This is a genomic window from Alkalihalobacillus sp. CinArs1, assembly GCF_947387515.1.
Classification (GTDB): Bacteria; Bacillota; Bacilli; order Bacillales; family Guptibacillaceae; genus Guptibacillus.
The window spans coordinates 85,668-99,470 of sequence record NZ_CANDOB010000001.1 but is presented as its reverse complement, the minus strand read 5'-3'; the positions used below and the strand labels follow the sequence as shown (position 1 = coordinate 99,470).

The following is a 13,803-nucleotide window of genomic DNA, read 5'->3' as shown; positions in this document are numbered from 1 at the left end:
AAGATGCGAATTGCCTATAATGAATGATAGAATGAATCTGTACTTGAGGTTTCGTTAACACAAGAGTATGATGTTTTAGTGAGGTGAATGATATGGAACGTTTACAGAAGGTAATCGCACAAGCTGGAGTTACATCTAGACGAAAAGCAGAAACATTGATTGAAGAAGGCAGAGTGAAGGTGAACGGAAAGCTTGTTACAGAGCTAGGAACGAAAGTAAAAGACAGTGACAAAATAGAAGTGGACGGAATTCCGGTGTATCGTGAACAGCCGGTTTATTTTTTGTTTTATAAACCAACTGGAGTCATTTCTACAGTAGAAGACGACAAAGGAAGAAAAGCCGTTACGGATTATTTTCATCATATCGAGCAGCGTGTTTTCCCTGTTGGCAGGTTGGATTATGACACTTCAGGTGCGCTACTCTTAACAAATGATGGAGACTTTGCAAATAAGCTTATGCATCCAAGTTACAAAATCGACAAAGTCTACGTGGTAAAAGTGAAAGGAATCGTCACAAAAGAGGTTATTCAAAAGCTACAGAACGGTGTACATCTTGAAGATGGGAAAACCTCTAAATCACAAGCGAGAATTCTATCGATCGATAAGCAAAAACAAAAATCAATCGTAGAAATCACGATTCATGAAGGTAAAAATCGCCAGGTGAGAAGAATGTTTGAAGCGTTAGGATTCCCTGTTCAGAAGCTAAAGCGCGAAAGATATGGCTTTTTAGAATTAACTGGGCTTAATTCTGGGGAATACCGTGAGCTTAAACCATACGAGGTCAAGCAGCTTCGTAACGAGGCTGTCACACAAAAGTCAAAAAAATAGTCATTCGTATTCCAGACAGCACGTTATAGTAAAAGTAGTATTGTTTTGTTTGATTGGAGTTGGTGTGAAATGAAGAAAAAAAACCGGCTCGTTGTCCGAACGGTGATTCTGGCTGCTGTATTACTAGCAGTCGGATATACGTTCTATACGAACTTTTTCGCGAATGATAGCGGTGTCGTTCAAGCGGGCGATCAAGCTCCTAACTTTATTCTTTCTGATTTAGAAGGAAATGAAGTGGAGTTGAAGGATTATAGAGGAAAAGGGGTTTTCCTGAATTTCTGGGCAACGTACTGTGAGCCATGTAAAGATGAAATGCCAGCGATGGACAAGAAGTATAAAGAATACAAGGAAAAAGGAGTAGAAATTCTGGCAGTGAATGTTTCAGAACCGAAGCTTACTGCAAAGAGTTTTGTTGATCGCTATAAGCTTAGTTTTCCAGTACTTCTTGATAAAGGAAACGACGTAACAAATCATTATGGGGTTGGACCAATTCCGGTTACATTCTTAATCGATAAAGACGGTAAAGTGATACAGAAGACAGAAGCCAGTTTATCTGAAGAAGTGATCGATGAGTATATGAAGCGAATCCAACCGTAACGGGGTGTTCGAATGAGTAACAAAACGATTACCTGTGAATGCGGACACGTGAACCCTTATGGAACTGAAATATGTGAGGCATGTGGGAAGCCGCTTCAAGGAGACTTAGAATCAAAGAAACTTCTAAATATGAGATATGAAGGAAGTGCGAGAAGATCTCAAACCTATAAAACAACCATTGTCGACAAGGTTTGGAACTTCTTTTCTTCTGTTAAGGTAGGGATATGGATCATCGTGCTGCTGTTAGTTGCTTCAGCGCTTGGAACGATATTCCCTCAAGAAATGTACATACCTCCTCTTTCTGACCCATCTGAGTACTATCGAGACCAATACGGCATCCCAGGTCAATTGTTTTATGATTTAGGCTTTCATAATCTTTATGGTTCCTGGTGGTATATGCTCCTCATTGCTGCTTTAGGTCTATCGTTGATCGTCGCAAGTCTTGACCGTTTCGTCCCTTTGTATCGCTCGTTGAGAAAACAACGGACGATCCGTCACGAAAGCTTTATGAAGCGTCAGAAGTACTTTGGTATTACCAACATAGAAGGTGATAAGCCGAGTCTTTCTAAGGTGAAGGAAGTGCTTCAGAACAAGAGGTACAATGTTAGAGAAGAAGATGGTCACCTTTTTGCAGAGAAAAATAGATTCTCTCGATGGGGTCCTTATGTAAATCACATCGGGTTAATCATCTTTCTCATCGGAGGAATGCTTCGATTCTTCCCTGGTATGTACGTGGATGAAGTTCTATGGATTAAAGAAGACGAAACGAGAAAAATCAAAGGTACAGAAGAAGCTTATTATTTAAAGAGCGACGGCTTCATACTAGAAACCTATGATAATAATGACGAGAAGTTTAAAGATGCGATCGAACAGTCTGGTCAGGAAGTTGTAGCTAAAAACTATCAAACAGATGCAGTTCTTTATAAGCAGGTTGGAGATAGAATTGCTGGAACAGAGCCAGAACTAGAGAAGATAAAGGAACATCCAATTCAAGTAAACAGGCCACTGAAGTTTGATGACTATGCAATCTATCAAGTTGACTATAAGCTTAACGAACTGCAAAGCATGACCTTTACGTTAGATAAAAAAGAAACGGGTGAATCATTCGGCGAACTAACCATCGATTTATACAACCCTGAAGATGAGTATGCACTCGATGAGGGGTATCGAGTCGAAGTAATGGATTATTTTCCAGACTTTGAATTTAACGATAAAGGTGAGCCGACTACAAAATCAAAAATCCCTAATAACCCAGCATTCATTCTTCGGATGATCTCTCCAGAACATCCAGATGGTGAGGTTGCGTTTGTCGCGATCCGTCAAAACTTAGAGCCATTAGGTGAGAATGAATATAAGATGTCTTTCCAGAATGTTGATACGAAGAATGTATCTGGTCTCGTTGTCCGAAAAGACAACACGCTCTGGATTCTTGGTATCGGTGGAGCAATCTTTATGATCGGTGTTGTACAAGGAATGTACTGGAATCACCGCAGGATTTGGGTGCGTAGAAAAGATGATGAACTGTGGATTGCGTCTCATACGAATAAGAATTGGTATGGGCTAAGACGCGAACTTGAATCAATTACAGAACAAACGGGGATTGAGATGCCTCAAGATCAATCTGAACAAAAATAGCACCTCTATTACGAAGGGAGGCATGATGAGATGGCACAACTCAGCAGTAACTTGCTTTATATATCTTTCTTTATTTATTTTGCAGCAAGTCTTGTTTTCGCCATTTCACTGCTTGGAAAGAAATGGAGAAAGTCAGATGAAGAGACCCACGCTAAGAAGTGGGGACGTGGAGGATTCATCCTTTCGACCGTCGGCTTTCTATTTCAATTAGGATATTTTATTACAAGGTGGATTGCGGCAGGTCACGCGCCAGTCAGCAACCTCTTTGAGTTTACGACATTCTTTGGGATGACGATGGTATTTGCCTTCCTAATGATCTATGTCATTTATAAAAGTAACGTCATCGGTGTGTTCGCCATGCCGGTCGCTCTTATCATCATTGCTTACGCGAGTGTATTTCCTTCTGAAATTCAGCCGCTCATACCTGCGTTACAAAGTAACTGGCTAAAGATTCATGTTACGACTGCAGCACTTGGGGAAGGAATTCTTGCGATCAGTTTTGCTGCAGGGCTCGTTTACCTGGTAAAAAAGGTGAACCAAGAAAAAGCAAGTAAGTCGACCTTTTGGCTTGAAGCAGTGATGTACACGCTGATCAGTACAATTGCATTCGTTATCATATCACTTAGTTTTGAAGCAGCGGGTTATTCATCTACTTATGATTTTGTAGATAACAATGATCAACCAGCTACCGTAGAGTACACCATTCCAACTCTTATTGGTCCAACAGATGCCACATATGTTAGTGGAAATGAATTCGGACCACTCGTTGATGCTCCTTCTTGGATGAAGGGTGAAAAAGCTGCTCAAAAACTCAATACATTAGTTTGGTCGATGCTTGGTGGTTTCGTTTTATATTGGATCATCCGTCTAATTCTAAGAAAACGGATCGGAGCCGCTTTACAGCCTGCAGTTAAAAATGTAAACGAAGAACTTGTGGACGAAATTCAATATCGTGCAGTGGCGATTGGGTTCCCTGTTTTCACATTAGGAGCGCTCATCTTTGCAATGATCTGGGCACAAGTCGCATGGACGCGTTTCTGGGGCTGGGACCCTAAAGAAGTATGGGCACTCATTACATGGCTTTTTTATGCAGCATATCTACATCTTCGGCTCTCAAGAGGCTGGCAAGGAGAGAAGTCAGCCTGGCTTGCAGTAGTAGGATTTATCATCATTATGCTTAACCTAGTCGTTGTTAACCTGGTCATCTCAGGTCTTCATTCTTATGCATAATCTGAAAGCCTTCACAGAATGTGAAGGTTTTCTTTCATTAAATTAGGAATAATGATTAGTATGAGAAGGCAAAGAATGAAGCACAATGGCTGAAGGGTTGTATGCGGTTTCTTGATTAGTGGTCTCTAAAGCTGTGTGCGTGATAAAATAAGATAGAGTAGTACAAGTAGGAGGGAATCTTCTTGGAAAAAGACGCAAAAATATTAGTTGTAGATGATGAAGACCGTATTAGAAAACTGTTACGAATGTACTTAGAAAGAGAAAACTATGAAATTGAAGAAGCAGAGAACGGAGAGGCTGCTTTAGAGATAGCAACAGAAGACGATTTTGACCTTATTCTGCTGGATCTTATGCTACCAGGAATAGATGGAATTGAAGTTTGTGAACAGCTGCGTGAACATAAGGCTACGCCAGTGATCATGTTAACCGCAAAAGGTGAGGAAGCCAATCGTGTGCAAGGATTTGAAGTGGGTGCTGATGATTATATCACAAAACCTTTTAGTCCAAGAGAAGTTGTCTTACGTGTGAAGGCCCTATTACGAAGGTCTTCAACAACGAAATTTTTACAAACTGAAACAACAACAAAAAACGTAATCGTCTTTCCGTATTTAACGATCGACCATGATGCACACCGTGTCTTAGCTGAAGATCAAATCATTAATCTTACACCAAAAGAATATGAGCTATTATATTTTCTAGCAAAAGCACCTGATAAAGTCTTTTCACGAGAAGATCTATTAAAAGATGTATGGAACTATGAATTCTTTGGTGATCTAAGAACGGTAGACACACATGTGAAACGTTTGAGAGAGAAATTAAACAAGGTATCTCCTAATGCAGCTGGAATGATTTCGACCGTTTGGGGAGTGGGTTACAAGTTCGAGGCAGCTAAAGACTAATGATCTGGAGAAGTGTTGTAGGGAAGCTATGGTTGACCATCATCCTTCTTGTGGCTTCCGTTTTATTTATCTTGACGATTCTATTGCTTCAGTTCTTCGAAGATTTTCATGTTGAAAAAGAAGCAGAAGAGATGGAAAGGCTTGCGACGAAAGTGTCTTCCGTAATCGAAAATTACGATGATAGAAAAAAAGCTATGGATACGGCATGGGAAATTACAGATTTCTACCCAACTGGAGTAATGGTGATTGAAGATATAGAGGATCGCTCTACCATTCAATATTCACCTAATAGTCATGGACTACCAAACTTTCCACTACGTGTGTTCAAAGACGATCCAGTCCTTGAGGATGTATTTACAAACCAACGTACCGTCGTGAAACAAGGAGAGTTGGCAGCTGACTCTGTTTCAAGAAATGATTTGTTGATCGTCGGCGTTCCGATGCAAGTTGGAAGTCAAAACGGAGCGGTATTTCTTTATCAGTCTCTAGATGTTATAGCAGAAACAACGAGACAAGCTAGAAACTTGATCTACATTTCAGCAGGTATCGCTATTGTTCTCACGACCATATTTGCCTTTTTCTTATCGACCCGTATTACAGCACCCCTTAGGAAGATGAGAGAAGCAGCAACGCAGGTTGCAAAGGGGAAGTTCGATACGAAAGTTCCAATGGTTACTCACGATGAAATAGGAGAACTGTCAGTTGCCTTTAACCGTATGGGGAGGCAATTGAACAACTATGTAACGGCCTTAAATCAAGAAAAAGAACAGCTGTCTAGTATACTGAGTAGTATGGCTGACGGTGTTATTACATTCGATAAAACAGGAGCGATCTTAAGTACCAATCCTCCTGCAGAGAGGTTCTTGAAGGCGTGGTATTATGAGCAGGGTATGCAAGAGGAGCCTGGAAAAGAAGTCCCTGAAGATATCAATGAACTATTTAGTCTCGTGGTGATGCAGGAACGAGAACAGCTCACCGAAGTAGAGTTACAGGGGCGTAACTGGGTGATCGTGATGACACCACTCTATAATAAATCTGCAATCCGAGGCGCTGTGGCTGTCCTTCGAGATATGACAGAAGAGCGTCGTTTGGATAAGCTTAGAAAGGATTTTATCGCGAACGTTTCTCATGAATTAAGAACACCTATCGCGATGCTTCAAGGATATAGTGAAGCGATTGTCGATGACATCGCAAGCAGCGATGAGGAAAAGAAGGAAGTTGCTCAAATCATCTATGATGAATCGTTAAGGATGGGGCGTCTTGTTAATGAGCTTCTCGACCTTGCTAGAATGGAAGCTGGCCATACTGAGCTTCATTATAGTGAGATCAACCTTTACGATTTTGGTCAACGGATTTTGAGGAAGTTCCAAGGTCCAGCCCGAGAGAGAGAGGTTGGCTTGCATTATTATGTATCAGACCACGATCATACACTTTCGATTGACGCGGACCGAATCGAACAAGTCTTAACCAATTTACTAGATAATGCAGTGAGACATACACCGAAAGAGGGAGAAGTTAGCTTGATCATTACGGTTCAACGTAACGGTGTACAGTTCGATGTGAAAGATACAGGATCAGGTATTCCTGAAGTGGACCTTCCATTTGTGTTCGAAAGATTTTACAAAGCAGATAAAGCTAGAACGAGAGGACGCTCAGGAACCGGGCTCGGCCTTGCGATTGCACGCAATATTGTAGAAGCCCACCGAGGTCAAATTTCTGTCCATAGTAAAGATGGTGAGGGAACGACATTCTCATTCTTTTTACCTTAAGTTGTCTAGAGCCTTCATTTTGGAGGCTCTTTTTCTATTCTACTTCCCTTTTAACCTGTCCCATGTATAATCCTATCGTGAATGCTACACAATAGTTAAGTAGGATAAACAGTTGGACAGGAGGAAACGACATTGAACAAAAGTATGAAAGTATTAATGGGTCCCTTAGGGTTTTTGTCTGTAATCGTGCTGATTCTATCAGTCTCTAAAAGAGCAAGGAAGGCTACGAGTAAAACGATTAAAAAAGGGTACAGCAGCTTAAGTGCTCAGTCATCCGGTTCAAGTGAAAAGAAAGTGCGGGAAGGTGGGCACGCTGAACAAGCGAACTATCCTTCATATATCGGCTATGGAAAAAGTAGTGTTAACCAGAAGGTTCGTAAAATAAACCCAACACGCTTTAAAAATACTCAAAATGTGTTTAACGATGAAAAGATGCCTTCGAAAATGGCTGAAATTGCAGAGGAATTTGATCTAAATGATCACCAATAGTGTTAGGGTGTGCCCCTAATCCAAGAATAAGTAAGACATTTCAATTTTCTACATTTGCTATCCTGTTAAGCTTTTGTACGTTACAATGATAGTGGAAATGTCAAACTAGTTCGATAAAGGGGATGAAGGCATGTATACTGACTATCATAACCATTTGGAAAAAGGGACGCTAACACTAGATTACTTAAAAAAATTCGTAGAAGAAGCCAGAAAGAAGAATATTGAACACTTTGGTATATCAGAACATGCATATCATTTTTATGAAACCGAAGATATACTAAAAAATCCTTGGGTGAATGAACGTAGATGGTACAGTATGAAGGATTATGTGCGTTTATTTAATGAGGCACAGGAAAATGGAATGGATGTGAAAATGTCCATTGAAATGGATTACACGCCTGGAAAACATGCCGAGATGAAGAAATTCATTTCGTCTTACCAATTTGATTATGTGATAGGCTCGATTCATTGGGTCGATGACTTCGGTATCGATCTTGCGGAATATCGACATTTGTGGGATGAAAGAGATGTTGTCGATACGTACAGAAAATACTTCGATCAGGTCGTCACACTTGCAGAATCGAACTTATTCGATATCGTTGGGCATTTAGATCTCGTCAAGATCTTCAAGTATAAACCAGATGATAAAGACTTTCTTTTAGAGCAGTATGATCGAGCGACGAATGCCCTTGCGAATTCAAAGACGTGTGTGGAAATAAGTACTGCTGGCTTAAGAAAGCCTGTTGGTGAGCTTTATCCTGATTATGATCTATTGAAGATGTGCTATGAAAAAGACATTCCAATCGTACTCTCTTCTGATGCTCATGTACCTGAAGATGTAGGTGCAGACTATGATCAGGCGCTAACACTCGCTAAGTCTGTCGGTTATTCACAGCTTATGACCTTTAATAAGGGAGAGCGTAAGTCTATCAAGATTTAGTAACAGTTTCATGTGTATTCACCCCGGATATCCTTTACACGATTAAGACCAAGAGCAGCTGCTCTTGGTCTTTTTTATTACACGCCTTTAATTTGCTCCACTTTAACAATGTCTTGTACGCTACTGATCGTTGATTCGATATGGGCAGGGAGTGCTTCATCAAATGATAGCATCATGATTGCTTCCCCACCTGCCACTTTTCTTCCTACTTGCATGGTAGCGATGTTTACTTCATGTTCCCCTAACACTTTTCCTACGTTACCGATAACGCCTGGTCTGTCATTATGCTGAATATATAATAAGTGTCCTTGTGGATGAAAGTCGATGTCGAATCCGTTTAATTGGGTGATCCTCTCGCAGTATTCTTTGATGTACGTTCCTTGTAAGGAAAAAGAACCTTTGTCTCCTTCGACCGTCACTGATATTAGATTGGAGTATCCGTGAGTCTCAGATGTATGTTTTTCTCCGTATGTGATTCCGCGTTCTTTTGCAATTGAAGGAGCATTCACTTCGTTTACTGTCGTATCTAGTCTATATCGTAAGAATGAAGCCATTAAACTTCTTGTTAAGATCGCTGTATCTAATTCTGTTAACGTTCCAGCGTAGGTGACATCTACGACGTTAACTGCTGTTTTCATGCATTGTGAAAGAATGCTTCCCATCTTACGAGTTAATTCGTAGTATGGTTTAATCTTTTCATATTCTTCGTTTGAGAAAGCAGGTAGATTGATTGTATTTCGAATTGGTTTGCCGCTCAAATACAGTTGTACTTCATCCGCAACTTGTGCGGCTACATTCAGTTGAGCTTCTTTCGTAGAAGCACCTAGATGAGGGGTAACAATCACCTGGTCATATTTAAGAAGAGGGTGATCCTCACGTGGAGGTTCGGATTCAAATACGTCTAGTGCGACGCCGCCGATATGTCCAGAGTCAAGATAAGGGATGAGTGAATCCTCATCAATGATTCCACCTCTTGCGCAGTTGATTAGAAAAACACCTTTTTTTGTTTTCGCTAGTGTTTCCCCATTGATCAATCCTCGTGTGTTTTCGGTAAGAGGCGTATGAACAGTAATGAAGTCAGACTGTTCGAGTAGCTCATCGATATCAACTGAAGCCACATCTAACTTATCCGCACGATCATTTGTTAAAAAAGGATCGAATACCATTACCTGCATTCCGAATGCTCTCGCTCTCCTTGATAACTCTGTACCGATTCTTCCTAATCCAATAATACCGAGTGTTTTACGATTTAATTCTGTACCGACGTATTGTTTCCTCATCCACTTTCCGTTTTTTAAACTATTTGTTCCTTGAGGAATGTTTCTGGCAAGAGAAGCCATCATAGCAAAAGTATGCTCTGTTGTTGAGATTGTATTACCATCTGGAGCGTTTACAACAATAACGCCTCGCTTCGTTGCTTCTTCTATATCGATGTTGTCGATCCCAACTCCAGCTCTAGCGACGATCTTTAAATTTGGCATCTTGTCGAGGAGGTCTGATGTTACTTTAGTAGCGCTCCTAACTAAAAGCGCTTCGTACTTTGAAAGGTGTTCCTCATAATTTTGAATCGAACCTATATCACATTGAATCGAATCGTCATTTAGTAATGGTAGTAAGCCATCCTCTTGAATAGAATCAGTAACTAGCACATGTGCCAACAATCTCCACTCCTTTTTTCTCTTCTTTGTTATAATATTTAGAAAAGATAATACATTACTTTTTACCACGAAAGCACTAAAGTGTCAATTTGATATCCTGAAAAATCACCATAAAAAAATCTCCGATAATCATATCGGAGATTCGTAGTACTATTCGAATTTCAATGGATCGCCATCAAAAGACTCTTCAGCAATTTTGATGGAATCAGTAGGGCAACCTTCAAACGCGTCCATCATGTCTTCGTGTAACACCTCAGGAATTTCTACGATACCTTCATTATCATCGAGCGTTACAAAAGCGATTCCTTCATCATCATAATCGTAAATATCTGGTGCAGCTGCGCCGCATGCACCGCAAGCAATACAAGTATCTTTATCTACAATAGTATACTTAGCCATGTATTAACCTCCTATTCAATACTTCTATATGTCTGTCATCACTACAATATTCATCAAATGAATGTTTTGATAACTTTATTGTAAAGGTGATGCCTTGACTTTTCAATAGCTAAATCCTTCACTATGCTTACTAAAAGGTTACCCGATTTGAAATTCACTAAACAGGACAAAAATTTTGATACAATAGAAGTAGAAAGAAACAGGGTGATTCAATGATAAGATATTTAGACGGACTTCTCTTATTCGTCTTACATCAGATGAAAGGTGAAAGGACGATCTCAGGTGCCTACCACTTGTTGAAAGGGAAGAAGTCATCTCAAACGATTCAGGATGCGAAATTATTCGGTTTATCTTTTTTATTTGGTATGCAAAAGAATTTAGCTCGTGGTCAAATTGAGGAAACCGTTTCAACGCTCTATGATGACGGCTTACTTGAACAGATCGATCGACATACATACAAGGTCAATGAAAAAGGACAAGACGTTCTTAACGAATTTCTTAAAGAACATTCTTTTCCTGAGTATTTGAATGGGTGGAAGTACCACCAGGTTTCAGACGACTTTTGGAACCGTATTAGTTTGTACATGCAGGCTCTATCACATTCTGTAAATAGTTCAATGAATTTTTACCCAGTAATACGTGAAGAACAAGCACAGAAGTGGGTTAGAACGCATTTTCCAGCAAGTTTAGAGAAAAGGAAAAGAACAGCTCAGCAGCTTTATCGAGAGCTTCGACAAGTATTAGAAGCATTGCCTGAGAATCATGCGCGTTTCTTTGTCCTTCGATTGAGCGGATTTCATAGGACTGGGTTAACAGTAGAACAAAGCTGTGCATCACTTGATCTCTCATATGAAGAAGGGATAATCGTCTTTTATGGGGTGATTCATGCATGTATTACGCATGCTCGAAATGATGCAAAATCTTATTCGATCATAACTTCTTTTATAGAAAATAAAACATTGCCAGTCCCTTTAACTGCTTCTACTCGTACTACGTACACTATGTTGCAGAAGGGATTGTCCTTTCAACAGATTATGGAGATCAGAAGACTAAAGAAAAGTACGATAGAAGACCACATTGTCGAGATCGCAATCAATGTTGAAGCATTTTCGATCGACCCTTTCGTCTCTAAACGAGCGCAGGAGGACATTTTGAGGGCAAGCAGATCGACCAACAGTCATCGGCTAAAAACAATACGTGATCACCTAGAGAATCGATATGGATATTTCGAAATTAGGTTAACACTGTGTAAAGTAGGGGTTTAATGAATTTAACGAGGACGTTAATTGATAAATTTGGTTATGAAGAATTTCGAATGGGGCAAGAGGAGATCATTCGGGATGTTTTGGAAGGTAAAGATGTCTTTGCGATGCTCCCTACAGGTGCAGGGAAATCACTTTGTTATCAGCTCCCTGCATACTTAGGTCATTCCCCAGTCCTAATTGTCTCTCCACTAGTTTCCCTCATGGAGGATCAGGTTCAGCAATTAAAAACGAAAGGGGAGAAACGCGTTCTTGCGTTGAATAGTTTTCTCGACTTCGAAAAAAGGTTGACCGCTCTGCAAAATTTATCGTCATACACGTTTATCTTTGCATCACCAGAGATATTACAAAACAATAATGTAAAACGAACGTTAAAAAAGGTTCGGTTTTCTTTGATGGTAGTAGACGAGGCACATTGCATTTCCCAATGGGGGCATGATTTTAGAACCGATTACTTAAAGCTAGGTGATGTTAGAGCAGAGCTCGGTCAACCGCCTCTTCTAGCATTAACGGCTACCGCTACAGAAGATGTTCGAAAAGATATTATCGCTCAATTAAATATGGTCGATCCTACGCTACATATCCATTCGGTCGATCGTCCAAATATTGCGATTAAATTAGAAAGACATGCGACTCTTGATTCTAAGATGAATTCGGTCTTAGAATATGGAAAAACACTTCAAGGACCAGGCATTATTTATTTCTCTAGTCGTGCGATAGCTGAACAGGTCAGTATCAAACTGTCAGAATCAGGTGTTCAGGGTGTCGCTGCATACCATGCTGGTCTTGACTCAGAATCTCGTCTGCTTATTCAGCAGCAGTTTATTAATGATGAACTATCACTAATTTGCAGTACAAATGCATTTGGTATGGGAATCAATAAGAGCAACGTGAGATACGTCGTTCATTTTCATCCACCTTCGAACACTGAAAGCTACTTACAAGAAATTGGTCGGGCTGGTAGAGATCAAGAACCCGCGATCGCTATTCAACTTTTTACTGAAGCTGATGAGCGGTTACCGATTTCGTTTATTGAAACAGAATTACCTGAGCGTCAGCAAATCAGTATGTTACTAGAAGAATTGCGTGTACGAGCTGGCGAACACATCTCACTCGACTATGAAAAAGAAGGCATTCGGTACAAGCTATCTGAAACAGCATGGCGCTTCATTATTCATCACCTGCATCAAAAAGGGATCTTATTGAACGGTATCGTTAATACATTCCATTATCAAAGCCTTTTGGAAGACCTTTCAAATGAGGTAGAGAGGTTAAGAAAACGAAAACTGTTAAAGTGGATCGACTTTAAAAAATGGCTTTATGATAACCAGTGTCGGCGCAAAGGGCTTCTAGAGCGTTTCGATGAAGATGTTCCTAAGATCGATCAATGCTGTGATTACTGTGGCCTAATCGAAGAGGTTTATATGAAGCAGGGAGACTCTACTCTAAAAGAAGTGACCGCTATAGATTGGGATAAAGAATTACAATTTATGCTGAGGGTGGAGGAGAAGGGTGAGGAATAAACAAGCAGAAGTTGTCAAAGCCCTCTCTGATCGAGAATTACTTTTAAATGTTTATTTAACGCAGCTTTCCTTATTACTTATCTCTTGGATAGTAGGTTATTTTTTGTTTCGAGAAGGGTGGTTTCTCGATCGAATAGTCGAGCTAGTATGGGCAGATATGGTTTTGTACGGCGGCGGGGTAGCGTTAGTTGTCATCTTGATCGATATTGCTCTTATGAGGCTGTTACCAGAGTCTGCATTCGATGATGGAGGCATTAATGAGCGGATCTTTAAGAACAGATCGATCTTCCATATTTTCATACTTTCGTTATTAATTTCGATCAGCGAGGAAGTAATGTTCCGTGGTGTGATTCAAACACATTTCGGCCTGGTGATTGCAAGTCTATTGTTTGCAATCATCCATGTGAGATACTTGACTAAGCCGGTGTTATTTAGTCTTGTTGTGGGGATAAGTTTTCTATTAGGAATCATATATGAGATAACAGGTAACATAGCTGTTACGATTACTGCGCACTTCTTAATCGATTTCATTATGGGGTGTTTAATTAAATATCGAACCCCAAAATGATCACATC

Annotated in this window: 13 protein-coding genes; 11 read left to right on the top strand and 2 right to left on the bottom strand. The window is 40.2% G+C overall.

Annotation, left to right across the window (positions count from 1 at the left end; all coding sequences use genetic code 11):
* The first annotated feature begins 92 nt into the window (after positions 1–92).
* The 8 genes from PFZ69_RS00580 to PFZ69_RS00545 all read left to right on the top strand — a co-directional run bounded on the left by PFZ69_RS00580 (position 93) and on the right by PFZ69_RS00545 (position 8,386).
* On the top strand, positions 93–827 hold the full coding sequence (locus PFZ69_RS00580; RefSeq protein WP_270179105.1) for a pseudouridine synthase: 735 nt from the start codon (positions 93–95) through the stop codon (positions 825–827).
* A gap of 69 nt (positions 828–896) precedes the next feature.
* Positions 897–1,424: a thiol-disulfide oxidoreductase ResA gene (resA, locus tag PFZ69_RS00575; protein WP_270179104.1), complete on the top strand. Its 528-nt coding sequence runs from the start codon at positions 897–899 to the stop codon at positions 1,422–1,424.
* A 12-nt stretch (positions 1,425–1,436) separates the two neighbouring features.
* Positions 1,437–3,059 (top strand): cytochrome c biogenesis protein ResB, encoded by a 1,623-nt coding sequence (gene resB / locus PFZ69_RS00570; protein WP_270179103.1) that lies wholly within the window; start codon positions 1,437–1,439, stop codon positions 3,057–3,059.
* A 30-nt stretch (positions 3,060–3,089) separates the two neighbouring features.
* Positions 3,090–4,289 carry a c-type cytochrome biogenesis protein CcsB gene (ccsB, locus tag PFZ69_RS00565; RefSeq protein WP_270179102.1) on the top strand — a complete coding sequence of 400 codons (1,200 nt, stop codon included), beginning with the start codon at positions 3,090–3,092 and terminating at the stop codon, positions 4,287–4,289.
* Positions 4,290–4,471: 182 nt separating this feature from the next.
* Positions 4,472–5,188 (top strand): response regulator, encoded by a 717-nt coding sequence (locus PFZ69_RS00560; RefSeq protein ID WP_270179101.1) that lies wholly within the window; start codon positions 4,472–4,474, stop codon positions 5,186–5,188.
* Positions 5,188–6,957, top strand: coding sequence for an ATP-binding protein (locus PFZ69_RS00555; RefSeq protein ID WP_270179100.1), 1,770 nt, complete (start codon positions 5,188–5,190; stop codon positions 6,955–6,957). The genes PFZ69_RS00560 and PFZ69_RS00555 overlap by 1 nt, the downstream gene beginning before the upstream one ends.
* A 132-nt stretch (positions 6,958–7,089) precedes the next feature.
* Positions 7,090–7,446, top strand: coding sequence for a hypothetical protein (locus PFZ69_RS00550; protein WP_270179099.1), 357 nt, complete (start codon positions 7,090–7,092; stop codon positions 7,444–7,446).
* A gap of 130 nt (positions 7,447–7,576) precedes the next feature.
* Complete coding sequence (locus PFZ69_RS00545; protein WP_270179098.1) at positions 7,577–8,386, top strand: histidinol-phosphatase; 810 nt, start codon at positions 7,577–7,579, stop codon at positions 8,384–8,386.
* Positions 8,387–8,463: 77 nt separating this feature from the next.
* Here the strand turns inward: PFZ69_RS00545 and serA are convergent, their stop codons facing one another.
* Together serA and PFZ69_RS00535 are read right to left on the bottom strand one after the other, a co-directional pair.
* A complete protein-coding gene (gene serA / locus PFZ69_RS00540) occupies positions 8,464–10,044 on the bottom strand; it encodes a phosphoglycerate dehydrogenase (protein ID WP_270179097.1) in 1,581 nt (526 codons plus the stop codon).
* 150 nt (positions 10,045–10,194) lie between these two features.
* Positions 10,195–10,443, bottom strand: a complete 249-nt coding sequence (locus PFZ69_RS00535; protein ID WP_270179096.1) for a ferredoxin — start codon at positions 10,441–10,443, stop codon at positions 10,195–10,197.
* Between the two features lie 212 nt (positions 10,444–10,655).
* Between PFZ69_RS00535 and PFZ69_RS00530 the strand changes: the two genes are divergently transcribed.
* From PFZ69_RS00530 to PFZ69_RS00520, 3 genes are read left to right on the top strand one after another with little or no spacing between them, the layout of a single operon-like run.
* Positions 10,656–11,708 carry a helix-turn-helix domain-containing protein gene (locus PFZ69_RS00530; RefSeq protein ID WP_270179095.1) on the top strand — a complete coding sequence of 351 codons (1,053 nt, stop codon included), beginning with the start codon at positions 10,656–10,658 and terminating at the stop codon, positions 11,706–11,708.
* Positions 11,708–13,228, top strand: a complete 1,521-nt coding sequence (locus PFZ69_RS00525) for a RecQ family ATP-dependent DNA helicase (RefSeq protein WP_270179094.1) — start codon at positions 11,708–11,710, stop codon at positions 13,226–13,228. Before PFZ69_RS00530 ends, PFZ69_RS00525 begins: the two co-directional genes overlap by 1 nt.
* On the top strand, positions 13,218–13,796 hold the full coding sequence (locus PFZ69_RS00520; protein ID WP_270179093.1) for a CPBP family intramembrane glutamic endopeptidase: 579 nt from the start codon (positions 13,218–13,220) through the stop codon (positions 13,794–13,796). The genes PFZ69_RS00525 and PFZ69_RS00520 overlap by 11 nt, the downstream gene beginning before the upstream one ends.
* The last annotated feature ends 7 nt before the right edge of the window (positions 13,797–13,803 follow it).

What these genes read in the sequence shown, in the direction of transcription:
- resA (WP_270179104.1), top strand. Translation starts at nt 897, where the DNA reads ATGAAGAAAAAAAACCGGCTCGTTGTCCGAACGGTGATTCTGGCTGCT.
- ccsB (WP_270179102.1), top strand. Translation starts at nt 3,090, where the DNA reads ATGGCACAACTCAGCAGTAACTTGCTTTATATATCTTTCTTTATTTAT.
- PFZ69_RS00530 (WP_270179095.1), top strand. Translation starts at nt 10,656, where the DNA reads ATGATAAGATATTTAGACGGACTTCTCTTATTCGTCTTACATCAGATG.
- resB (WP_270179103.1), top strand. Translation starts at nt 1,437, where the DNA reads ATGAGTAACAAAACGATTACCTGTGAATGCGGACACGTGAACCCTTAT.
- PFZ69_RS00580 (WP_270179105.1), top strand. Translation starts at nt 93, where the DNA reads ATGGAACGTTTACAGAAGGTAATCGCACAAGCTGGAGTTACATCTAGA.
- PFZ69_RS00545 (WP_270179098.1), top strand. Translation starts at nt 7,577, where the DNA reads ATGTATACTGACTATCATAACCATTTGGAAAAAGGGACGCTAACACTA.
- PFZ69_RS00555 (WP_270179100.1), top strand. Translation starts at nt 5,188, where the DNA reads ATGATCTGGAGAAGTGTTGTAGGGAAGCTATGGTTGACCATCATCCTT.
- PFZ69_RS00525 (WP_270179094.1), top strand. Translation starts at nt 11,708, where the DNA reads ATGAATTTAACGAGGACGTTAATTGATAAATTTGGTTATGAAGAATTT.
- PFZ69_RS00535 (WP_270179096.1), bottom strand. Translation starts at nt 10,443, where the DNA reads ATGGCTAAGTATACTATTGTAGATAAAGATACTTGTATTGCTTGCGGT.